The 24173-nt window shown below is 39.7% G+C and carries 18 protein-coding genes; 10 read left to right on the top strand and 8 right to left on the bottom strand.

Annotation, left to right across the window (positions count from 1 at the left end):
• The first annotated feature begins 684 nt into the window (after positions 1-684).
• From AACX33_RS24245 to AACX33_RS24290, 10 genes are all read left to right on the top strand, one after another.
• Positions 685-987 carry a hypothetical protein gene (locus tag AACX33_RS24245; protein ID WP_227789305.1) on the top strand — a complete coding sequence of 101 codons (303 nt, stop codon included), beginning with the start codon at positions 685-687 and terminating at the stop codon, positions 985-987.
• A gap of 400 nt (positions 988-1387) precedes the next feature.
• Complete coding sequence (locus AACX33_RS24250) at positions 1388-2002, top strand: hypothetical protein (RefSeq protein WP_194000637.1); 615 nt, start codon at positions 1388-1390, stop codon at positions 2000-2002.
• Between the two features lie 50 nt (positions 2003-2052).
• Positions 2053-2430: a hypothetical protein gene (locus tag AACX33_RS24255; protein ID WP_194000639.1), complete on the top strand. Its 378-nt coding sequence runs from the start codon at positions 2053-2055 to the stop codon at positions 2428-2430.
• Complete coding sequence (locus tag AACX33_RS24260) at positions 2378-5125, top strand: hypothetical protein (RefSeq protein ID WP_194000641.1); 2748 nt, start codon at positions 2378-2380, stop codon at positions 5123-5125. Before AACX33_RS24255 ends, AACX33_RS24260 begins: the two co-directional genes overlap by 53 nt.
• A 155-nt stretch (positions 5126-5280) precedes the next feature.
• The gene (locus AACX33_RS24265; protein ID WP_194000643.1) at positions 5281-6048 is read left to right on the top strand and encodes a hypothetical protein; all 768 of its coding nucleotides are present in this window, start codon (positions 5281-5283) and stop codon (positions 6046-6048) included.
• A gap of 16 nt (positions 6049-6064) precedes the next feature.
• The gene (locus AACX33_RS24270; RefSeq protein WP_194000645.1) at positions 6065-7114 is read left to right on the top strand and encodes a hypothetical protein; all 1050 of its coding nucleotides are present in this window, start codon (positions 6065-6067) and stop codon (positions 7112-7114) included.
• Positions 7115-7179: 65 nt separating this feature from the next.
• The gene (locus AACX33_RS24275) at positions 7180-8004 is read left to right on the top strand and encodes a hypothetical protein (protein ID WP_194000647.1); all 825 of its coding nucleotides are present in this window, start codon (positions 7180-7182) and stop codon (positions 8002-8004) included.
• A 46-nt stretch (positions 8005-8050) separates the two neighbouring features.
• A complete protein-coding gene (locus AACX33_RS24280; protein ID WP_194000648.1) occupies positions 8051-8731 on the top strand; it encodes a hypothetical protein in 681 nt (226 codons plus the stop codon).
• Between the two features lie 22 nt (positions 8732-8753).
• Positions 8754-10310 carry a TrbI/VirB10 family protein gene (locus AACX33_RS24285; RefSeq protein ID WP_194000650.1) on the top strand — a complete coding sequence of 519 codons (1557 nt, stop codon included), beginning with the start codon at positions 8754-8756 and terminating at the stop codon, positions 10308-10310.
• A 117-nt stretch (positions 10311-10427) separates the two neighbouring features.
• Entirely contained in the window at positions 10428-11000 is a 573-nt protein-coding gene (locus AACX33_RS24290; protein ID WP_194000652.1) for a hypothetical protein, read from the top strand.
• A 105-nt stretch (positions 11001-11105) separates the two neighbouring features.
• Here AACX33_RS24290 and AACX33_RS24295 read toward each other — a convergent pair whose 3' ends face one another.
• The 8 genes from AACX33_RS24295 to gyrA form a co-directional block, all read right to left on the bottom strand.
• Positions 11106-12419: an MFS transporter gene (locus AACX33_RS24295; RefSeq protein WP_194000654.1), complete on the bottom strand. Its 1314-nt coding sequence runs from the start codon at positions 12417-12419 to the stop codon at positions 11106-11108.
• A 1-nt stretch (position 12420) separates the two neighbouring features.
• A complete protein-coding gene (locus tag AACX33_RS24300; RefSeq protein WP_194000656.1) occupies positions 12421-13335 on the bottom strand; it encodes a ferric iron reductase in 915 nt (304 codons plus the stop codon).
• A complete protein-coding gene (locus AACX33_RS24305) occupies positions 13332-14312 on the bottom strand; it encodes an iron-siderophore ABC transporter substrate-binding protein (RefSeq protein ID WP_194000658.1) in 981 nt (326 codons plus the stop codon). The genes AACX33_RS24300 and AACX33_RS24305 overlap by 4 nt, the downstream gene beginning before the upstream one ends.
• Positions 14313-14318: 6 nt before the next feature.
• A complete protein-coding gene (locus tag AACX33_RS24310; RefSeq protein WP_194000660.1) occupies positions 14319-15299 on the bottom strand; it encodes an iron-siderophore ABC transporter substrate-binding protein in 981 nt (326 codons plus the stop codon).
• A gap of 115 nt (positions 15300-15414) precedes the next feature.
• Positions 15415-17937 (bottom strand): TonB-dependent receptor, encoded by a 2523-nt coding sequence (locus tag AACX33_RS24315; protein WP_194000662.1) that lies wholly within the window; start codon positions 17935-17937, stop codon positions 15415-15417.
• A 219-nt stretch (positions 17938-18156) separates the two neighbouring features.
• A complete protein-coding gene (locus AACX33_RS24320) occupies positions 18157-19170 on the bottom strand; it encodes a helix-turn-helix domain-containing protein (RefSeq protein WP_194000664.1) in 1014 nt (337 codons plus the stop codon).
• A 119-nt stretch (positions 19171-19289) separates the two neighbouring features.
• The gene (gene lnt / locus AACX33_RS24325; RefSeq protein WP_194000666.1) at positions 19290-20909 is read right to left on the bottom strand and encodes an apolipoprotein N-acyltransferase; all 1620 of its coding nucleotides are present in this window, start codon (positions 20907-20909) and stop codon (positions 19290-19292) included.
• Positions 20887-23529, bottom strand: a complete 2643-nt coding sequence (gyrA, locus tag AACX33_RS24330; protein ID WP_194000668.1) for a DNA topoisomerase (ATP-hydrolyzing) subunit A — start codon at positions 23527-23529, stop codon at positions 20887-20889. Before gyrA ends, lnt begins: the two co-directional genes overlap by 23 nt.
• Positions 23530-24173 lie beyond the last annotated feature (644 nt).

Below are 24173 nucleotides of genomic sequence, written 5' to 3' on the forward strand. Positions count from 1 at the left end.
GGGTTAGGGGTGGGGTCGAAATAATATGCAGCCTCACAAATAATTGGTATCAGCTCAAGCGGACATCCTAAAAGGGCTAATTGTGACCTATATCGGCAATAATTATCTCAGATTTATTATTGTTGATTAAATTCAGCAAATCAAGCCTCTAGAATTGAATATTTCGAGATAATTCCTGACGCTAATCTCTAGAATTAGAGGACAAATAAATAAAGTCCGCAGGTGCGGACTTAGAAATTTGGATAAGGTTAGGTTCTTAACAAGATGGACTACAACTTGTTAGAGGTTATCTTTATTGTTAATAACTTATCTCAAAAAATCAAGCCTCTCAGGCAGAATCTTTAGACATAATTCCTGTATTTATGTCTTCTTCAGCTTGAATAAATGCTAGGTAAAAAAATTTATCTCCACACTCCGCGTTAATTTTCAGCGTAACTATAGCCATCCTCTCTGAGTTGTGATGCTTGGCGTAGCGTCGCCATAAATGAATAAATAAACTGCCAATTTGCCAAAAATGCTCAGAAAAGATAGATAAAAATTCCTGAATGATTTAGGATTACTATGGTAGTAACAAAATGAATTTTAGATTCACTTGTCACGAATCCTGAAAATTTACTACTAAGTAACATTTCAGCTATAAAATTACAAATTACCAAGTTACACGCTGCTTTGTTAAGTCGCAGTATGGGATTAATTGAAATGTCTGGAGGAGTTGTCTTGGCGGAAAGTCCGAACTCCTGGACAGATATATTTGGGGTACAAGGGAAAATTGGCGTTGCTGAAACCAAGTATAAATTTAGGCGTAGAGACGTGACATGGAAAGTCTCTATAGGAGTTTGGACATCAATCATCAAAAATCTTGTTCATACTTCAAATCAGCAACTCCGGAAATCTATTTTGCTATTGCAGTCCGGAATACATACAAGATATCAGACGACGCAGATGATCTGTGCGATCGCCGAAATTCTATGTGATAATTATTTTTAATCGTAAAAAAGAATACATCTTTAGCGACGAAACCAGATTTTTTACAGATAGTTGCGGGTTGCCTGCGTCTATACTTATACTAGACAAGATATCAAACTGAACCTAAGCCAAAATTTTAGGTATAGAAACTAGACCCTCTTAAACTATCACTTCTCCGGCAATCTAGAAGATATTCCCCTCAAACTATGGAAATCAGTGTAATATAGCTGCAATCATTTACTTAACTAAATCTTAAGAATTGGTTAATGCATTTTTAATACGTTGTAACACGTTGAACCTATATTATGTCTTGGTGATATAAATTTATGACTTAAGTATGAAACTTAGCTCGTGGGAAAGGGTAAAAATTTTAAAGACGAATACAACTGATATTTGTCATATGTAACAGGGAAATTGGTAAATGTCTAGAAAATCCAGTGTGAGAAGACTCAGCAAAGATTCAACTGCTAGTGCAACGAAAACATCTAACAAATTGAGAAAGACTTGGGAATTATGGTATCTGAGCATAGTTGAATCCGTGCCATTTTTGATGGCTTGTGCTGTGTTTTTAAGCGTGATTAGCTTAAAAAGTCCCATCCTGCTTTTTTGTTTGCTAGCGGGTAGTTTAATCGCAATAGTCATGCAACAAATTGGGCAACAAGTAGATTTGCCAAAGCGATGGCTGATACTATTACAAATATTGGCAGGATCAATCATCCTCAGCTTATTCTGGTTAGACTATTTTTCCGCACCTGTATATGCACAATTTTTTGGCAGAGCTGAAGATTTTTTCCGCAATACATTAACTCAAGGTACAGATAATAGCAATAGCCAACCAGCCGTCAGCTTAATATTTAATGTGTTAAGGGCAATTTATTTACTTTATATTGCGGTTTCTCTGATTGGTGTGATTAACGCAGTCCGTAAAGATGAAGATTGGCAAACTATCGCTAGAGTTCCTTTGTTAGTGGTTGTCGCTGTCACGGTTGCGGATGTCTTGACAGGCTTTGTAATTGGTGATACAAGCAATAGGTAATTTGTCTTTGCTAAGATCAGATGAACTAAAGTGGAAGTCCAAGATATTTTATGTCTGAAGAACGAGATCAGAAATTTCGCCCAGTCAATCAGATCCTTGGATCACAACCATCATTAGGGCCAATTCCTGCTGACCAAATCTTGCCTTGGATTGTGATTATTTTGGCTTCTTACTTTGTAGTCAATGGAGTTTTTGGGGGGATTTTTGCCGATGATTTTCAAAGATGGTTATGGACAGTATTAATTGCGGGTTGGGGAATAGCCACTTGGTGGATATTAACTGGTGGTAGGAGTTGGCGCTTTTTAAGCAAATTCATTGGAGTTCCCACTTGGACAAGAGGCTTTGCTCGTTATCAAAGCTTGTTAGAAGTTAATCATGAAGCAAAAAATCGGAAAACAAAGCATCAGCATCGCCGGAAAATCAAGTAGATTAACACCATTTGAGGATGCTTTACATTTGGCGACAATGTTACGCATTGCGCTTGACGGTCGAGATATCGGCGCTTACATTTTGAATAAAGAAACCCAAAAAGATAGATTTTGCTTTGTTTTTGGGTTTGAATGTCGAGGAATTCATACGACTTTACGGTCTGAACAAATAGACACCATTTTTAATAATATTGAATCTGGTTTAAAAGATATTCCTGAAGGTGAAAAAATGACCTTACACATGGGGTCATTTAGTTCTGACAAAAAACGACAAATAGAACTAGCCGATTTGGTGAAGCAGACACCATCACGGGATATCAAATTTTTATTAACATCAGAAAGAGCCAGAATTCAAGAACTTAGTAAATCTGGGATTCGTAAGCCGAAATTTCTCCGAATTTATGTTACCTATACTATTGAACCCAATACTACACAGACAGATGATTGGATCGAGAAACTTTTATCCAAAGGTGAATTATGGTGGCTGAGATTTAAAGGTGAATTAGCAGAAGTTCAAAATCAGCGGATTGAAACTCTGATCATTAAAGCTTACCAACAAGGATTTTCCCGTTGGGAACAGCTTTTATCTAACAAAATGGGGTTAGATGTCAAACCTTTAAATGCTGAGGAATTATGGGAACAGGCTTGGAGAAAGTTTAATGATACACCACCGATAGAAATTCCCCAATTAATTCATTTAGATGAAAATGGACTACATGAGCAAGTTAATTCCGAGTTAGCTAGTACCAAATTGCTGATCGAAAATATCCACAGTACAACTTTGCTGATGGAGTCTAATGTCCCTTGTGCTGACCGTCGTTGGGTGAATGTGAAAAATCGTTATATTGGGGCGCTAACGTTTTTGGAAAAACCCGGTGGTTGGCAAAATAAATTTGCTCAGATGCGTTATTTATGGGAATTATTAGCCAGAGAAACGGTAGTAGATACAGAAATATTTTGCGAATTAACCGCCGCCAATCCCGCTTTAGTGAAAAATACTTTGCAACGAGTGCTGAAGCAGTCAAATATGACAGCGCTCATGGCTCAAGAAAAAAGTAAAACAATTGATGTTAACGCTCAATTAAAGTTAAAAAAATCGGTAGCAGCGCAAGAACAATTGTATGAGGGAGCCGTACCGATATATACGGGTATAGTTATTTTTGTCCATCGTCCCACTGTGGCCAAATTAGATGAAGCCACAAGATATATTGAAAACTGTTTTCAACGCCCGGCTCAGGTAATTAGAGAAATAGAGTATACTTGGAAAATTTGGCTGCAATCTCTACCGATAGTCTGGGAAGGTTTGTTAGTCAAACCCTTTAACCGTCGCCAGTTATATTTAACCAGTGAAGTTCCCGGATTAATGCCTTTAGTGTTAACTAAAGCTGGAGATAATCACGGTTTTGAGTTGATTGCTGAAGAAGGCGGAACGCCCATACATCTAGATTTGTTTAACCAACATAAAAATTTAGCACTATTTGCCACAACTCGTGCAGGTAAATCGGTTTTGGTATCGGGAATTTTAACTCAGGCCTTGGCTCATGGGATTCCGGTTGTCGCCTTGGATTTTCCCAAACCAGATGGCTCATCTACCTTTACCGACTATACAGAGTTTATGGAGGGAAATGGGGCGTATTTTGATATTTCCAAACAATCGAATAATTTATTTGAGCAGCCGGATTTGCGATCGCTTTCTCCAGAAACACAGCGCGATCGCCTACTGGATTATACGGGCTTTTTAGAATCAGCTTTAATGACAATGGTTTTAGGGTCATCTACCGAAAATCAACTATTGTCCCAAACGGTGCGTTCCCTACTTAACTTGGCTTTAGGAGCTTTCTTTGCAGATACAGGGATTCAATCACGATATAAACAAGCGATCGCCGGAGGATTTGGGAGCGCAGCATGGCAAAAAACCCCCACGTTACAAGACTTTCTCTATTTCTGTTCACCAGAACATCTGCAATTAGATTCTCTCAGTGGAAGAGTAGATGACGCACTCAGTCAAATTCAACTGCGTTTACGGTTTTGGCTTTCCAGTCGCGTCGGACAATCCATTTCTGCACCATCTAGCTTTCCCACCGATGCACAACTTTTAGTTTTTGCACTGCGGAACCTCTCCGATAACGAAGATGCAGCCGTACTGTCTTTAAGTGCTTATTCAGCAGCTTTGCGACGGGCGTTAAGTAGTCCTGCTTCTATCTTCTTTATTGACGAAGCCCCAATTTTATTTGAATTTGACCAAATATCAGACTTAGTTGGGAGAATTTGCGCCAATGGTGCGAAAGCTGGGATTAGAGTTATTTTATCAGCACAAGATCCTGATACCATTGCCAAATCTAAAGCCGCATCGAAAATTTTACAAAACTTATCCACCAGATTAATTGGGCGGATTCAGCCAGTAGCAGTAGATAGTTTTGTGAGCATTTTAAAATATCCCCGTGATATTATTTCTCGTAATGCCACAGAAAGCTTTTTTCCTCGCAAAGAAGGTATTTATAGCCAATGGTTGTTAGATGATAACGGGATTTATACTTTCTGTCGCTACTATCCAGGGTTCGAGCAATTAGCAGTAGTTGCTAACAACCCCAATGAACAAACTGCACGGCAAAAAGCAATGTTACAACACAGAGATAAATATGAAGCAATTTCTGTATTTGCGCGCCAGTTAATAGCTTCGCTGCGTGGGAGTTGATATAGGAGTAAGTGTCACGCAGAGGCGCAGAGTCGCAGAGAGTTAAATTTGGAGATTTCATCACTTTTTGAATAACAGCGCCGAATCTCTTTCATTCCTTCTTCCTTGGCGCACTTGGCGTACTTGGCGGTTCGTTCCTCATATCTTCAAAATATATGCAGAAAACAACATTTTTTACACTAGCTTTTTCCTGCTTATTAGTCCTACCAGCAATGGCACAATTAGGCAGAGTTTGGACAGACTTTCAATTTTACTCTGTGGATATGCAAAACTATCTCAGAAATAATCTCAGCGAAACTTTAAGACCTTTAGAAATTAGAGGTCAAAATGCTCTGAATAATTCTACTGGAGAATTAAATATACCGAATCCGGTTGAAGCAGGAAAGAGTTTTCGCCAGGATATATTTTTTAACCCGACAACAGATAAATTTGAAAATAATCCTGTTGTGCAATCAAATTCTGTAAGTAATGAAATTAATCGGCTAATTACTCGGAGTTCCGTGGAAAGTGTGATGGGTAGAGATGGACAAATCCGATTAAAAGCTAAGTTGCAAAATACTGAAACTATCCTTGATAATATTGAGCAAGTTACTCAAGAATCTGATAATATTTTTCAGCAAATTGTAAACAGTGTTGCCCAATTAGTTCCACAAAATCCATTAGCGTCCTTGGAGAGCCAGAAAAGCAACTTGCAGTTACAAGCTATTAAAGTTCAACAAGAACAAGCAAAAATGATTGGAGAAACACTAGCTCAGACAATGCAAACAAATCAATCTCTGCAATACTCTAATTTAAATTTAGCCAACATTTCCCAGCAGATGGAAGAGATGAATCGCTCTCGGAGAGTAGATTCTGCCACAGAGACAGCAAGACTCATCCGCACCACTGCTCAAATAGATTTGTTTGGTAGAGAAGAGAATTAGTATATTGTGAATTAAAATGCAACTTTATATTTTGCAAATCTTTCCCGAAATTGGTATTAATGAAACTTTCGATAGTGGTGCTGCAACTGCGAGAAGCATGGCCGAAAGTTGGGATAATCAATGGCTAAATTTATTACAAAATAATACTAATAATAATTTATATGGAGCGCTCACGAATCTGGGTGTGTTTTTTGCTGTCGGCACTTTGTTGTTTTTTATGATGCAATGGCTCAAAGATGTTATATACAGTGAATATTCCCGTCCGATTACGGGTTTGATTTGGCCTTTTATCGTAGTGGTTTTATTATCTAATGCGGGAGATGGTAGTATACTTTCTAATCTGACATTGGGGGTAAGAAACTTTATCAATACAGTTAATCAGCAAGTAGTGACGACAGCAGATGCTGAACAAAGTTATCAGCAAGCACTGAATATGAGTCTGGCCGAAGAAGTAACTGGTTCTTTACTGCGTCCTTGTCAATCACTGACTGGTGAACAACAAACCCAATGCTTTGCTAAAGCCAGCGACCAAATCGATAACCTCTGGCGAGAATATAGAAATTTATACGGGAATAGAATATGGATTCAAAGACTGGAAAATCAGGTAATTGCGCTGAAATTTGGCACAGGAAATTTATCAGATACTAGCTTTAACTCTTTGTTGGGTAATACAGCCCAAACTAGTATTAAAAACTTTTTAATTTCTTTGCAATATGCCTTTCAAAATTTAATAGAAGCTACTATGTTGCTGATTGCAGCTTTAGGACCCTTGGCTGTGGGTGCATCTTTGCTACCTGTAGCTGGTAAACCTATTTATGCTTGGCTGACAGGTTTCTTCTCGGCGGGAATTGCCAAGATTTCATTCAATATAATTGCTGCTGTCACAGCCGCAGTCATTATCAACGGGCCAGCAGAAAATCCTAATGCTAATCCTGACTTAATGTGGTTCATAATTTTTCTAGGAATTTTAGCCCCACTGTTATCTTTAGCTGTGGCCGGTGCTGGAGGATTTGCCGTTTTCAGTGCGATTAATAATACAACTGCTTTGGTCAAAGATAGGATATAAATTTTCAAGCCCCTAGATATATATGTGGGTCGAACCAAAATCTAAAATCTAAAATCCCAAATTGTATGACCAATTTACTTCAGAAAAGAAAACCCACCACAAATGTTTTAACAGTTTTTGCGATCGCCACTTTTAGCTTACATCTATTAGTTTTACTTTTATTCATCTTGCAAGGGTTGAATATTCGCCAACTCAGTCTGAGAAAACCGCCGAACTTTGTGCAAATGATCGATGGTCAACCCATAGGTGCTGTGGATGATTTAGCCAGAAACCCCGAAACAATTCGCCAATTTATCAGTAAAACCATGACATCCATGTTTAACTGGTCGGGAACTCTCCCAGCACAAACGATCGCAGAAGCTGCAAAACCGCAACCAGATCCAGGAATCCAGGTGAGAACGCCACAAGGTAGTAGCCAAAGAGTGACTACCAGCAGTTGGGTAGCTAGTTTTGCCATATCAGAGGATTTTCGTAAAGGTTTTTTAAGTGCGATCGCGCAAATGACACCACCGGAAGTATTCTCTAACAACCCTAGTCAAGTGATCTCAGCAGAATTAGTCATCCAACGCATTTATCCTCCAGAACAAATAGCCCCTGGTAAGTGGCGAGTGGGGATGGTAGCCGACCTGATTCAAAAAAAACAGGATGATGATCGAAAAACAGTCACACCCTTTAATAAAGACTTGCTGGTGCGTGCAGTTGATTATTTTCCCTACCCCCTAGCTAATACCAGCACCAACATCCAAAAAGCCATTTATAGCAATCGGGCTGACAAATTGGAAATTTACGAAATTCGGAATTTATGTTTAGTGGAAGAATATAGTAATCTGAGTGAAGATAAATCAAACCCCTGTGTAAATCCCAGAAACTCTGATAGCTTTACGCGATAAAATTGTCTGGATGAAGTAATTTTATAATTTATATCCTGAAATATTTATGCAATTAGTCAAGTCAGAAAACAAAAAAAGCAGTATTTTACCCCTGTTAGCTGTAGGAACATTCGGTTTACATTTATTTAGCTTGCTATTACTTTTATTCCACAGTTCAATGATCCAGGATTTAAAACAGCAGTTAACACCCCAAAGCTTGGTGCAACTTGTGGATGGTCGGGCGATTACCGTAGATCCTCAACAAACTGCTCAAAGACATCCAGAGACAATTCGTCGCTTTGTCGGTGAAACCATGACCCTCATGCTTACCTGGTCACAGCAACAGCCGCCCATGACAGTCTGGGAAATTAGTTCGCAACTCTTAGCTAATGATTTGAAACCCAAGTTTCAGGCAGAAATTACTAACTTAAATCCCACCGGACAATTAGGCAATATTAATCGGGAAACTGAATATATATTAGTCATAGAAAAAATCTCTCAACCAACCAAAATAGCTGATGGTAAATGGAAAATTGAAATGCTGGCTAATCAACTATATTTTAGCGGTTCTAATAATCTAGGAACCTCAACTTCCTTCAATAAACAAATCTTAGTCAGAGCCATAGATCAACCAGCAACTTCACTGCCAACACAACCATTACCGTGGCATTTAGCAGCTTACCGTCTTGGCGAAGCTAAACTAGAAATTTATGAGATATGTGACATCAAAGACAACAACTGTTATTGAAATTATCACTAAGTAATACACCATGACTTCTTATTCAATTCATCCCGAATTTTCTGGACAACATCTAGTCAAACCCATCCCTGAGAAGCACGAAGCAGACTCTGCCGATTGGGAATCCAGAATGGCTAAATTGGTTGGCTTTGAAGAAGAATCTCCCAAAGTCAACGTTGACTCAGTAGAAGCAGACTCAGCCAGCTTGCAGGAAAACCAGTCTCAACCAGAAGAAGTACAAACTGAGCAATCTCTATCATATAATCCTTTTGCTAAGTTAGCCTTGGTAGGCAGTGCTACCTTGGCTGTAGTGGTAGTTGCGGGTGCGTTTTTATCGCAGGTAATGAATACCAGCAATCAACAGCCCACAAATAATCTTGTGTCTTCCACAGCAGAATTACCAGCAATAAGTGAATCCCCGCAGCAAAGTTTAGAGCAGGAAGTAGAGATTCTCAAAACGAAATTAGCCTTGGCTGAACAAGCCCAGACAGTGACAGCCGCCCAACAAAATCTCAGAAATAGTGTAGCTTCACAAGTGGAAACTCCACAGGTCAGGGAAAGCACACCAAGACCTGTGCAAACTGCTTCTACACCCAGGGTAGTGACAGTTGAGCGGATTGTGGAAAGGCCTGCTTTTTCACCAATTCCTGTTTCACCAATTGCTATAGCCCCTACACCTCCACCTCTACCAGCACCCGTAGCAGTGACAACTCCTGAGACTCCGCCATCTCCACCAGACCCCCTGGAGGAATGGACAAGGTTAGCCAAGTTAGGTAGTTACGGTCAGGTGAACACGACTGGTGAATCGAGAGTGAATACAGCATTATCTGTACCAAAAAGCAATTCTAATGTAGAAACCCAGATCACCAACTCTAACCCAGAACCAACGCCACCACAGTCAGATATTTTAGTCAGCCAAGCACAATCACAAAGCTCGAAATCTATCAAAGTCGGGAGTAGTGTCAAAGCTGTATTAGCAACATCTGTATTTGGGGAAACTACTCGCGCCAAGAATAATGAAAGTAATGAAGACGGTAATGTATTTGTTTTGCGTTTGACAGAGCCACTAAAATCAGTGGATGGTGCGATCGCTTTACCTGCTAATACGGAATTATTAGCTGAAATTAGTTCTATTTCCGAACAAGGGCTGCTGCGCTTGAATGTAGTCAAGGTAATTTCCGAAAATAACGGCGAACTTATAGAAAAGACTTTACCCAACAATGCAATTACGGTTAGCGCTCCCCAAGGTAAACCTTTAGTAGCAAGTCAATATCCCAATCAAGGTTCATCTATAGCCGGGATGGACTTAGGACTATTCGTTTTGGGAGGTATTGGTAAAGGAGCCGAGTTATTTAATCGGACTGAATCCCAAGTTGAAATACAGGGTGCTAGCACCATCGTCACCAACACCACCAATAGACGTAATATCCCGGCTGGAATTCTCGAAGGTGGTTTAAAATCTGTAGTTCCCCAAATTTCCCAACGCAATCAACAAGCGATCGCCCAAATGATGCAACGAACGAACGTTTGGTTCATCCCAGCTGGCAAAGAAGTCGAAATATACGTCAATAGAACGATGCAGTTATAATTCGTAATTCGTAATTCGTAATTCGTAATTGAATAGAAAGATCCCTCACTTGTTTAAGAAGTCGGGGATCTGAGCCTCTTTCGTGTTTGTAATAAACCCACTTACCTGTTTACAGTCATGAAACATATTAACTTGATAAAAACAACCCTAAAATATCCTGATTTATTACCTCTAACTTCTCTGATTTTTTCGGCATCTATATTATTATTTACAGGTCGTGCCTTAGCTAATAATGCTGTTCTTCGTTCCATGTTTTCTTGTCATGCACAAGGTTTAGGAGGAGTAGTCCCTACTATCAAAATTTCCTATCAGCAAGGGACAAATTTAAGCTTTCTACCAGCTGGCGAAACAATAAAAAAAGTTTGGTTAAACGACCCATCACAAGTCACTATGGATTTTGATGGACCGATGTGTATGCAGTTTGGCGCAGAACGTAACTTGAGTTCAGGAGATTGTGCGAAATCATCAGCAAATGTGATTCAACTGCGGCGAATTGAAAGACTGAATATTTCGGGACTGCCTAAAACAGATAATACACTTTTAACAGTGATTACTGAAGAGCAAGGTAAAAGTAAGCTCTATACCTTCAGAATATTATATGAAGACGCTGCTCCTGATTATCACACTTTAGCTATTTATCCTGATCCTGTGGCTGGGGAAGCTGCTTGTGTGAGACCTTCTCAGTATTAAGTGTACACAAAGTAAAATCATACCCAATTGTTATTCCTGCTGTTATGTAGTGAATATTACAATAACAAAGACTTTGGATCATTTTTAGCAATATTCTAACCATAGCTACAAAGTCACCTGATCATGGTCAGGTACAGTCTTTTCCACATCCCGCACTAAGGGGACTGTAAACCCCACTAAACCCACTAGCAACATACACAAGGCACAAATCACATACAACAGCGCGATTCCTGCACCAGTCCCAGTCCCAAATAATCCCCGAAATATACTACTATCTGTACTCAACGCAGGTGCAAACACATGATCAGCCAAGGGTCCTGCTATTAAATAGGCTACAGCAGAACTGATCTGAAGAAGAAGCGATCGCGCCCCAAAAACCCTTCCCTGCACACTAGGCGCAACTTTAGCCAACCAAATCGCATTATCTGAACTCCCATTCAAAGGAAAATTCAAAGAAGAACAAAATTGAGCCGGAATCCAAACCCAAGCACTTCTACCCAAACCAAAGACAATTTTACTGATACCTGCACCAATCATCCCCAATAAAACACCTTTAATTTTCCATCTAAATCCGCCCCAAGTGCTAACAATTATTGCCCCCATGACACCACCCAAACCAGCCGCAGACGCTAAACTGCCTAACACTAAAGTATTATTATTACTTATAGATAAAATCATCGGTGTATATAAAGAATTACCAATATCATGGGGTAGCCAAAATAATATATTCACTATCAATAGTGCGAATAAACCTTTTTGATTAACAATATAACGCCAACCAAATCCCAAATCTTGCCAAATATTGGCTATATTTTCAGTTTCCTTTGTGGGTGGTGGTTGAGGAATTTTGACTATAAATAAACTGCAAATTGCTATACTAAAAGTAAAAATATCAATCAGCCAAATTCCGACAAAACCAATTATTGTGTAAAGAAAACCCGCTAAAGCAGGTGCAAGAATTTGGCTACCGTAACTAGATAAAAATCCCAGACTACTGGCGCGGGTATAATGTTGTTTGGGAATCATCAGCGAGACTGAAGCCGAATAAGCTAAAGATTGAAATTGATTAAAAGTTCCAACGATAGCGCCTGTGAGGTAAAAGTGCCAAATTTGTAAATTATTGGTGAGATGCAGTAACAAAATCACAATTGTGCTGAGAACGGCGACAGTATCACCTACCATCATTAATAATTTGCGGTTAAAATGGTCTACAATTACACCACTAATCGGGGTAATGATAATACTAGGAAGTAGACTAAAAAAACCCACCAAAGTCAAGGTAGTGGCCTTACCTGTAATTTCCCAAGCCCAAATTTCAATAGCAAAGCCGGTCATTTGGCTACCCATAGCAGAAACTAGCTGACCCAGCCAGACTATGAGAAAATTACGCATACTGACGGAATTTGGTTGTTGTGACATTTTAATCAGCTTCTGTCATATATTTCTTGATTTGGGCGATACGTTCTTGGGGTGTGAGAAGAGGACAATTTGTACACTTTTCATCACCTGGAGGAATAAACGCATATAAGCAACAAGTGCGTCTCACTATGGTTGTTGTTGGTAAACCCGGTTCGTTGATTTGTTCACTACGTACTAAGTTGTAAAGAGGATTGCGTCCTGGGATAACGCAACTGTAAGGTTGTTCATACAAGACTGAATAATCTGTGTTTATTGCTTCTGAGTTAATACATTTACTCAATTCAGCAAATTGCCTTTCAGAAGCGTTTACAGCATTCCCCCACATAGTTTTTTTAGAGAGTTTAGTTAAACTATGAACACGGTCTATCATCGGTGCAAAATTGCGCTGAAATAAGTTAGTAAAAACAGCTTGATGTAAGTCCGCAACGCTATTTACTATTTTTCCAGGATAATTTTCGGGAATTGGTACAGGTAATCGTTGAGGATAAATTACAGTACAACTCAGGTCATGAAACCATAACGCCTTGGGTTTACCGTCTTCCAAAACAAAACTCACATTTTCAATAGAAGCATCTAGCCCTACTCCCGCCCAAGTCATTAAAGCTAAAACACCTGGTAATGTTGTCCAGCTATAAATTTTGTTCCAAATAGATGCAGCAATGCGAATGTCTGGAATTTTTTGATATATCTCGCTGGTTTGCCAATCAGATAAAAGTCTATCTGGTTGTAGGTAATCATCAAGTGAAATTACCTCAACATCATCAGCAGGTTGAGTTAAAATAATGCCATCAGTATAACAACTATCTAAATTGCTTTGAGCAAGATTCAATATTTTTCTTAAAAATCCCAGTATATTACTATTGGCTAATTCTGGAGATATTTGCAGTATTTCTCGATTATTAGAATCAAATATCATGGTGCTTTCGCTAAATATGTAAACAAATCATCTAAAATAGCATTAGCTGAAAGAATATTTCCGAAAATCCAATAACTTGAATCAACAGTGTAGATTTTTTGACTTTTAACTGCTTGCAGATTTTGCCATAGCGGACTATTCTGATATTTTTGAAAATTTTCTTCCGCACCGGGATCTAAAACTATAAATAAAATATCAGCATTGATTAAATCTATCCGTTCTAAACTAACTGAAACTAGAGGTTGATTTTCATTCGTAGTAAGTTGATTTTGAATTTCTGGTAGAGGTATTTCCACCTCTGTAATTAGACTTCCAGGAAATGAATATTTAGTGCGAAACTCTGTAAATTGATTACCTGCATAAAAACGACTAATGGAAACTGTTTTGCCTTTGAGGTTATGATTGACAAATGTGCGTAATTTTTCAACTCGTTGCTGATAGTGTTCAAGTAATTTTTGTGCTTTTTCAGTTTTACCTGTTGTTTCTGCAATACGTAGTAAAGCATCTTGCCAACCAGATTGGATATAATCAAATGTAACTGTCGGTGCTATTTGTGAAAATATTTGATATTGTTCTGCACTAAGAGAAAAACCCAAAATTAAATCTGGATTTAACTGCACGATTTTTTCTAGATTTGGTTGTCCATCTTTTCCTAAAGAAACTATTCCCTCAGCTTTTTTACCCAACTTTGGTATCATGCTTCCTGCAATATTAGGCTGTGCTGTTGCTATTGGTTTTAAGTCCAGTGCTAACAATGCTTCCATAGAGGTTTCATCTAAAGCGATAATGCGTTGAGGTTGGAAAGGAATACAGCTTTCACCTAAAGGATGCTTAATAATTTTGCATTCAGCCGCATCTAAATTTACCCTGTTTAATTCTGTAATTTTAGTGGAATTGCTATAGCAACCCTTAACTAAAATCACACTTACTAAAATTAGCAAACATAGTTTTATATAGTAATTAAATCTTTTTTTCATTATTTTTTATGACCATTCTAATAAATATTTAACAAGGTCATCGAGAATAGCATTTGCTGACAGGATATTCCCAAAAATCCAGTAACCTGAATCAACAGTATACACTCGATTATTTTTCACTACATTTAGCTTTTGCCATAAAGGACTATTTTGATATTTTTGCAAGTTTTCTTCTGAACCTGGATCTAGTGCTATAAACATAGCGTCTGACTCTAGCAAGTCTACACGTTCTAAACTAACATTGTTATAGCTGACATTTGCATTACTACTAATTTGACGTTGTGCCAGGGGGATAGATAAATTTAGTTCCTCTAAAATACTGACAGGAAATGATAATTGATTCAAAAATTGTGTGAATTGAAGAGTTGTGTAAAAACGCATGACAGAAATTTTTGAATTTCCCAGTTTTTGAGCAAACTTTAATCTTAAATTTTCAATTCTTTGTTGATATTTTTCCAGTAGTTTTTCTGCTTGTTCAGTTTTATCGACTATATTAGCAACCTGGAGTAAAGTTTTTTTCCACCCAGTTTCTGTATACTCAATGCAAACGGTTGGAGCTATTCGAGAAAATAATTGATAATTTTGAGGACTGAAAGAAAAGCCTACAATCAAATCAGGACGTAATTTGACAATTTTTTCAAGATTAGGCTGGCTTTCCTTACCTAAATTAATAATTCCAGAAATTTTTTCTTTCAATATAGGTGATTTATTACCTACCCGATTTGCTGTGGTTGCTGCTATTGGGTTTAAACCCAATGCTACTAATATTTCTAAACTTTCTTGGTCAGTTACAATTATTCGTTGGGGATGTTGAGGAATACAGCTTTCTCCTAACTCATGCTTAATAATTCGACATTCTGATTTGATTAACTTGACTTTTGATGAGTAGGTTTCTTGAGCCGTGAAGGTATAACAGCCCTTGAGAAATATTACAGCTAGGGTGATGATCAAAAATAATTTGATGTAATAAAAACATTTTCTAATCATTGTATAATTTGGCGAGTAATTGGGTAATAAAACAGCCCTCAGAACATTCAAGGGCTGTATGTAATTTGTCATAAATGGCAATTAAAAATAACTACCCATTTGAGTAATTTGTAAATCACAATTGCCAACCCAAGGTAAATTTAACAGTACGGGGTGCGCCAGAATAAACGCGCAAAATACTTTCACCTGTTTCAAAATACTCCGTGTCAAACAAGTTTTGCAAATTCAAGGCAGCACGAAAATTATTTCGGCGATAAAACAAAGCAGCATCAGTACGTAAATAGCTGGGTAAACTAAAGTTATTGCCTAAATTTCCCTCTCTTTCTCCTACATAAAAAAGTCCTAAACCAAAGCCTAAACCTTGGAGATTTCCTTTTTGAAGTTCGTAGGTACTCCACAAGCTAAAAGCGTGTTCTGGTACATTATTAATGCTGTTTCCAACTGGGAGATCATTGTCTTCAGTAATTTGTGCATCGGTGTAAGCGTAGCCACCAATTATTTTCCATCCTGGTGCAATTTCACCTGTGATATCTAATTCAATACCCCGGCTTCTTTGTTCTCCTGTTTGGATAGAAAAATTGGGATCTATAGGGTCAGATGTGAGAACATTTGAGCGTGTGATTTGGTACAAAGCCAGAGTTGAAGAAAGATTTTTTGTCCAATCTACTTTCATTCCTACTTCATACTGAGTTCCCTTTTCTGGTTCAAACAACCTGTTATCTAAATTTGTGCCTGTAACCTGTTGAAATGCACGGCTATAGTTAGCGTATAAAGAAACAGATTCACTTGGTTGATAAACAATACCAATTCGTGGACTAAATGCTTCATCCTGCTGAGAAGAAGTAGTTTCACCTTGGGCATTTTCTATTTTTTGGTTGACAATATCAAATCTTCCACCTAGAACTAATTTCAATTTTTCCGATAAAGAAATTTGGTCTTGTAAATAGATGCCTAAACCCTCTGAAATAGAAGGTTCATTAGGAAATTCTTCAATTTCCGCACCAATACTATCACGGCGATAAATGGGGTTAAAAATATCTATGGGAGCAAGTTCTTGTAAAAAGACTCTACCTTCGTTATAGGAAATATCTCTCGATAAGTCAATACCAAATAATAATTTATGCTCTATATTACCTGTTTTGAAATTGCCGAGAATATTTGTATCTAAATTGTAGGTTTGTTGGGCAAATTCAGCAATAACTAAACCACGTTCAAGAGTGCGGTTATCTTCTAAAAGTGCTGATGGAAATAAAGAATTCTGTCTCACACTCAGGTAAGAAAAATTAAAGTTATTGCGTAACTGCCAATTTTCATTAAACTGATGCTCAAAATTATAGCCAATTCTCAGAGATTGACGATTATTTTTATCAATTTCATCAAAAGGTTCGCCAATAAAACGATTACGAGGGATTTTACCGTTAGGGTTAGGTAAAACTGTACCCAAAGCAGGTAAACCCCGGTCGTTGGGTTGTTTTTGGTCTGAATATTCAGCCTCTAAAGTTAATTGGGTATTTTTGCCAATTAACCAAGTTAAACTGGGTGCAATAAAGTAACTATCTTTATTAAAAAAATCAACAAATGTGTCTGTCGTTGATGCAGATGCGTTTAACCGATATAGTAAAGTTTTTTCATTATTTAATGGACCTGTAAAATCTATAGAACCGCCATAAGTGTCAAAACTGCCAATAGTTCCTTCAAAGGAATAAGAAGGAATACTTTGAGGTTTTTTCGTAACAATATTAACCGTACCTCCAGCACCACCTTGACCAAAGAGAACCGAAGCAGGACCACGCAAAACTTCTATCTGTTCAATGTTCCCTGTATTGACGTTACTCGTAATATTGGTATCGTCTCTGAGTCCGTTGCGGATGATGTTACGGTTACTAAAACCACGAATGGTAAATCCTTCAAAAGCAGAACGTTCTGAGTTATCAGCTATGACACCGGGCGCATTTCGTAAAGCGTCGTTCAAACGCCTTACTTGTTGGTCTTGCAGTACTTGTCGAGGTATTACCTGAATTGCTTGGGGTACATCACGTAAGAGTGCATCTGTTTTAGTAGCGGTGCTGGCTGTAGGTACTCGATAGCTGTCTTGTTGACCTGTAACTATCAATTCAATTGGTGGTTCTGGTTGTGTTTCACTTGTCGGCTGTTCTGGTGGCGGTGTTTGTGATACAGTGGGCGCAAACTCAAAAATCAGACCTTCATTACTATCAAATAACTGTGCTGTGGGTAAACCTTCATCACCAGTCACTGTCACCCGCACAGTATTAGCATCAGCTTGAGTCACACTCACAGAGACGATTCCACTGGCTGGATTAGTAATGTTAAAATCTTGACTTTCTGGTAATGCTAAAACAGCATTGGGGATATCTACAATATAGTTATTGTCTGTACTTCTATCTACAGGTTGCAGTGCTTCTGTGTTGGCACTTTCTAGAATTACATCAATACCTTTATCTGTAGGATTGATTTGCACACCTGTAATTTTGACAACAGATTGCTGTGCTAATAGTAACTTGGCTGTACTGATGGAATTATGCGATTTATTTTCAGCTAAAGCTGGCTGTACAAGTAATGATGTTAGCGCGATCGCGATCGCTGCTAATATGATCTCTCTTGGTTGCCGATACCCCATACTCCTCACTCCACAAATGCAAATTAAATAATGCGATTAATTAGCAACTATCTGTGGAAAGAGTTTATGTAATTTATACAGGTCAAGTCTATACAGTAGACGGAGAGTTTTGAACCCTAGACGGAGAGTGTGAGTAAATTATGACATTCAAAAGGGGCTTAAGACCCCACCCCTAGCCCCTCCCCGCAAGCGAGGAGGGGAACTGGATTTACAGTTAACTTAGACAGCCTTTCTCCCTAATCGGCAATCTTGGGGAGTTATACCAAATTTACGCTTAAATGCGGCTGCAAAGTGACTTTGATTAGCATAACCAATGGTATTTACTACGGTTCTCACATTCTGTTTTTGTTCCTGTAGCAGCTTTCGCGCTATTTCTAGGCGATAATCACGCAAATATCCAAATACTGTTGTCCCAAAAAGTTCTTTAAAGCCATATTTTAGTTTGTTGTCATTTATCCCAATTTGTTGCGCTAAATCTAGCAATGAGGGAGGATGTTCGTAGTTATGAGTTAAGATATCCCGTGCTTGATAAATTTTCTCAATATCGGCTGATTTCAAGTTAATTAAGGGTTTTTTAGCTGAATCACTATCTATGAGTTGGGCAAATTGCAAAGCCAGTAATTCTAATACCTTCCCTTCCAGATAAATTCGCTGTAGCATCCCTTCAAAAGGGACATTAACAATTTGCTGTAACGCTGTCTGCATGGAACGGGTGATTTTACCCACTGGTTTATGAAAGCGGGGTGCTGATTCACTTTCTAAGAAAGGATGTAACTGTTTTGGTATATATTCTTGTCCATGAATGAAAGATTTCAAGAAATCTGGGTGGAATAAAATTTTAATTAGATAAATGCGATCGCCTGAAAAATTTTGCTCAATTTCTTCAATATCTGGTAAATAAAATAAGTAGTTATTTCCGCCTATTTCTTGGTAATTGTCCTTAACTCCTGGAATACCGGGACAAATTACGCCATGATTCCCGGAAAGATAAAATTTAGATGTTAGCTCATAAGATCCATAGTGATCAGTTTGACAATTTACTTGTCGATAATAAGTTTCATCAGTAATTTTCAAATTTAATCCTGGGCGAAGCTGAACTAGCTGCTCATAACCGTGACTAAATTTACTGTCCCATTTCTTGATTTCCTCAAAGGTATTCTCTACAGTCTCAGACTGCACTAGGCTTTCTTGTTCAATTTCCGCAAGCCTTTCTGCTGTAATAACTTCTATCATATTTTGACAGCAATTTGAGATAATTAATTACTCTATTTCTCAATTAGAAACTTTTAAATTAAAATATACCTTACTTTTGGGGGTAATTAAAATAATAATTTTTCTCAATTAAGATTTGACTATTTTGCCAATAAATATGGTATTCCCCAACCTAAGACACTCAAAGCCAATAACAAAAGGGTCAACCAATCGCCCCAACGCACATACAAAGTCTGAGTGTCCCGCTTGTATATGGTTTCTGCATGGGTTTCATAAGTTTTATATCCAGATATCCATAAGGTTTGACCGTGGGGATCAACAAAGGCGGAATATCCGGTATTTGTCGCCCTGACTGTCCATCTATCGGTTTCAATTGCCCGCATCATATCCAAGGCGTGATGCTGAAATGGCATAGATGCGGTGTAATGAGCGTCGTTGGAAGCACTGAGAATAAATTGCCCACCCGCAGCAGCTTGACGGCGAAATATTTCGGGAAATGCTGAGTCGTAACATATCCCAACTATCGCCCTACCAAAGGGGGTGTAAAATATCTGATTTGTTGTCCCTGGGACTTGGTGTGCATTCAATGGTGATAAGCGTTGAACTATGCCGCCGAAAATCCCCTCAAAGGGTATATATTCACCTAATGGGACTAATTTGGTTTTGTCGTAACGGCTGAAAATTTCACCGTTACCAGTGAAGGTAAATAAACTATTTGTATAACTGCGTTCCCGTTGTCCAAATGCTCCAATCCAAGCAACTACGCCTTTTTCTGCCACTGCTTGCACTAAGCTGGTGTTGGGTAAGTCGCGCTGGAAATATGGCAAGGCGGTTTCTGGGGTGAGGACTGCATCTACACCTTGATCTACTAAAGTGTAATATCCGGTGGTGTAACCTGCGATCGCCTGTCGCAAACCTTGGGGTATGAGTTTAATTTCGTTGGGGATATTACCTTGGATAATTCCCACTTTTAATGCTGCTTCTGGTGGTTGGGCTAGGGGACGGCTGTATAGGTAAAAGCCCAGAAGATGTAGGGTAATTAATATTGCTGCGGCGGAGGCTAAATTTTTATTGACAAACCGCAGAGGCGCAGAGGAGCCATTGCTTTGCGCGGGTTCCCCGCGTTGTAGCAAATGGCGTGACGCAGAGGAAGTTTTAGCTGGGCGGTTTATCCAGGCTTCGGCTATGAATCCATTAACTGCAACTATGGCGGCTGTGACTGTGTTAGCGCCGGAGAGTTGACCGAGGTGTAAAATTACGAGGTTGTGGGGACTTTGGGTATAAGCTAGTGAACTCCACCACAAGGGGCCAGCACTCCAAAGACTTTCTAGGGCGCACCAAATGGCTGTACCAAATAGAACACGCTGCCAAGTTTTTTGCTGACCCAAACGAGTCATAGCAGCTGCCCAGAGGGTAACGAGGGAACCCCCCAATAGGCTGATAAATGACCAACAAAATAGGGTAATTGCTAAACTCGGCAACCAAGGAACACCCAACCAATTCATTGGATGAATGCCGGTAATCCAGGATAGGGCGACTCCGTGATAGCCTACACCCCAGGCGAGGGCGAGGAGGAGGGGAGATGAGGCAGAAGTTACAACTAACACCCACAGGGGAGCTAAGGCAATCCATGCCAAAAACCATGCACCGACAGGGGCCACTGTTAGCCCCATAGATACACCACTGACTAAGGTAATCAAGTAAGGGAGTATAGCAATTAGCTTCTCCCTGTGATTTTTACTCAGCTTCTTCCACCACATCAACATCAACTGCATCAGGAGGAACTATGGCTACACCGTTAATGGCATCTTCTTCATCAAGACGCTGCACTCTTACGCCAGTTGCTGACCGCGATTGTATGGAAATCGCATTTACTGCTTGACGAATGATAATACCGCGCTTGGTAACCATCATGATTTCATCATCGTCATTATTCACAATGCGTAAGGTGGCTAATTTGTCTTTGCCTTTGCGGTTTTTGAATTTGGTGGCCATTAAACCTTGACCGGCACGGTTTTGTAGTCGGAATTGGGCAACTGGTACGCGTTTGCCATATCCGCCCATTGTAATGACCAACACCCAAGGGCCTATACTGCCGGTACTTGCTACTTCTGCGGTTTCCTCCTGATTTTCGATTTCTGCGGTTTCGATTTCTGCGGCTTCGATTTCTACAGTTTCGATTTCTGCGGCTTCGATTTCTGCGGTTTCGGGTTCATCTGTATTTAAGGTGTCCAGAATGGCGGCTGGAAGTATGTCCATTCCTACCAATTCGTCTCCTTTCTTCAGTTTCATGGCTCTGACTCCACGAGTCGCTCTACTTAAAGGACGCAACTGTTCATGGGTACATCTAAAGTGAATGGCCATACCTAGCCGAGAACCAACTAATATGCTGTCTTCGACTCTCGCCCGTCGCACCCAGCGCAGTTGGTCGCCTTCTTCGAGGGAAATGGCAATTAAGCCGTTAGCTCTAATGTTACTAAATGCTGCTAGTTCGGTTTTTTTAATATTGCCGCCTTTGGTGAGCATGACCAAAAATTCTTCGCGGCTAAACTCGTCTACGGGGACAATTGAGGTGATTTTTTCTTCCCTGGGAATGGGCAGCATTTGCACAATGGGTGTGCCGCGACTGGTACGGGAACTCACTGGAATTTGATAAGCTTTCAGGCAGTAGACGACACCGCGATCGCTAAAGAATAAAATACTGTCATGATCGCAGCAAGTCAAGAAATGCTCAATGGTATCATCATCTTTGACCTTGGCGGCAGCTTTACCTCTGGTAGCCCGGCTTTGAGCTTCAAAGGTATTGACAGGCATCCGTTTGATGTAACCTTGCTCTGTCACCAGAATGATCGCTTTTTCATTGGCAATCAAATCACGCTCATCTATTTCGCCTTCTCCCGGTAAAATTACTGTCCGCCGGGGTGTGGAAAAGCTCTCTTTTAACTGAGCGATTTCGGTTTCAATGATTTCTAGTATCCGTTCACGCCGGGCTAAAATATCCTGCAAATCAGCAATCTGCGTTTGTAAATCTTCGTGTTCGTGACGAATCTTATCTGCTTCTAGGGCAGTCAAACGCCGCAGTTGCATCTGCAAAATAGCGTCGGCTTGCACTTCTGACAGCCCATAATTTGCAATTAATTCTCCCTTGGCTGTGGGTGCGTCTGGTGCATGACGAATTAAGACGATGATTTCATCTAACTGAGATAAGGCAATTAATAACCCTTGTAAGAGATGATCACGAGCTTCGGCTTTTCGCAGTTCGTAGCGGGTGCGTCTGGTAATCGATTCGATGCGGAAATCGAGGAAGACTTCTAAGAACTTCTTGAGGTTGAGGATTTCCGGTTTACCATTCACCAACGCCAGCATATTCGCCCCAAAGTTGGCTTGGAGTGGGGTTTGCTTGTAGAGGTTGTTGAGGACTACACGGGGGTAAGCATCGCGCTTGAGTTCGATGACGATTCTCATACCGTCGCGATCGCTTTCGTCCCGGATGTCTGCAATTCCCTCTAACCGCTTCTCATTCACCATATCGGCGATTTTTTCAATCAACGCCGCTTTGTTGGTTTGGTAGGGCAGTTCGGTGATAATAATTGCTTCCCGATCCTGCCGCCCTCGTTGTTCGACGGTTTCAATGGTGGCGACACCACGCATGGTAATGGAACCGCGTCCAGTGGTGTAAGCTTCCCGAATCCCAGATGTCCCTAAAACCTGCGCCCCGGTGGGAAAGTCTGGCCCCTGAATATAGTTATCCATTAACTCCAGATCGGTGATCTCTGGGTTGTGAATCAGTGCCACCAAACCATCAATTAACTCGCCCAAGTTGTGAGGAGGAATATTCGTAGCCATCCCGACGGCAATTCCGGAGGAACCATTCAGCAATAATTGGGGGATGCGTGATGGTAATACTGTGGGTTCTTGTTGGGAACCGTCGAAGTTATCGATGAAGTCTACGGTTTCTGATTCAATGTCTTGCAGTAGGGACAGATTCGTTAAAGCTTGCAAGCGACATTCTGTGTACCGCATTGCCGCCGGCGGATCATTGTCTACTGAACCAAAGTTACCATGCCCGTTAATCAGGGGCGATCGCATGGAAAAATCCTGTGCCATCCGCACCAAAGCATCATACACAGCTGTATCGCCGTGGGGGTGATATTTACCCAACACTTCCCCGACTACACGGGCGCATTTCCGAAACGGGCGATCGTGCATCAGACCCAGCTCGTGCATTGCGTAGAGGATGCGACGATGCACAGGTTTCAGACCATCCCTGGCATCTGGCAGCGCCCGACCCACAATAACACTCATGGCGTATTCCAGATAAGACTGCGACATTTCGTTCCGCAGGTCTGTCGGGATAATCCTCTCCTGTGAGGTTGTCATAACCTAAAAAACTCCAAAAAATGTAGATTTTAGCCCTTACGCTTTTGCAAGCGTCAAATTATTCTCAATTAATCTTGAATAATTGCCATATTTTGTTACTATCCTAACATATAGACTGGAGTTTTGCCGATAAAGCAACTAGGTCAAACATCAGAAATTAAAATTTAAAAGTTAAAATCTTCTTTGATGCTATCTGATTTTTTTTGTAATTCTATTTATAGGATAAATTTTCTATCATAAGTAATCCGTTAAATAGCCATTTAAAAATTTGCTAAAAATAACATTTGTGCGACAAAATAAGTTTATTAGTGATTTAATATTACTGAAAAAATTGTTATTTTATTTCTAAAATAATGGATTTAAATAGTTATATTTTTGTGAAAATATTAGTAACTAATCCCCTTCTCTTTTGGAGAATCACGCAAAGTCAGAAGGAAAGAAATTTGGCGCACCTATGGCTACAACACGCAATCTATCACCAAGAAATGGGATGACAAACAAAGGCGTTCATGATTGAAAATATAGGACTACTATTTGATTTTTGAACAGACACGTAGGGTGTGTTAGCGGTAGCGTAACGCACCAAAGCCTTAATAATGGTGCGTTACGGACTTCATCCTAACGCACCCTACAATACTTAATTT

Origin of the sequence: Nodularia sp. LEGE 04288 (assembly GCF_963896525.1) — a bacterium.
Taxonomy (GTDB): domain Bacteria; phylum Cyanobacteriota; class Cyanobacteriia; order Cyanobacteriales; family Nostocaceae; genus Nodularia.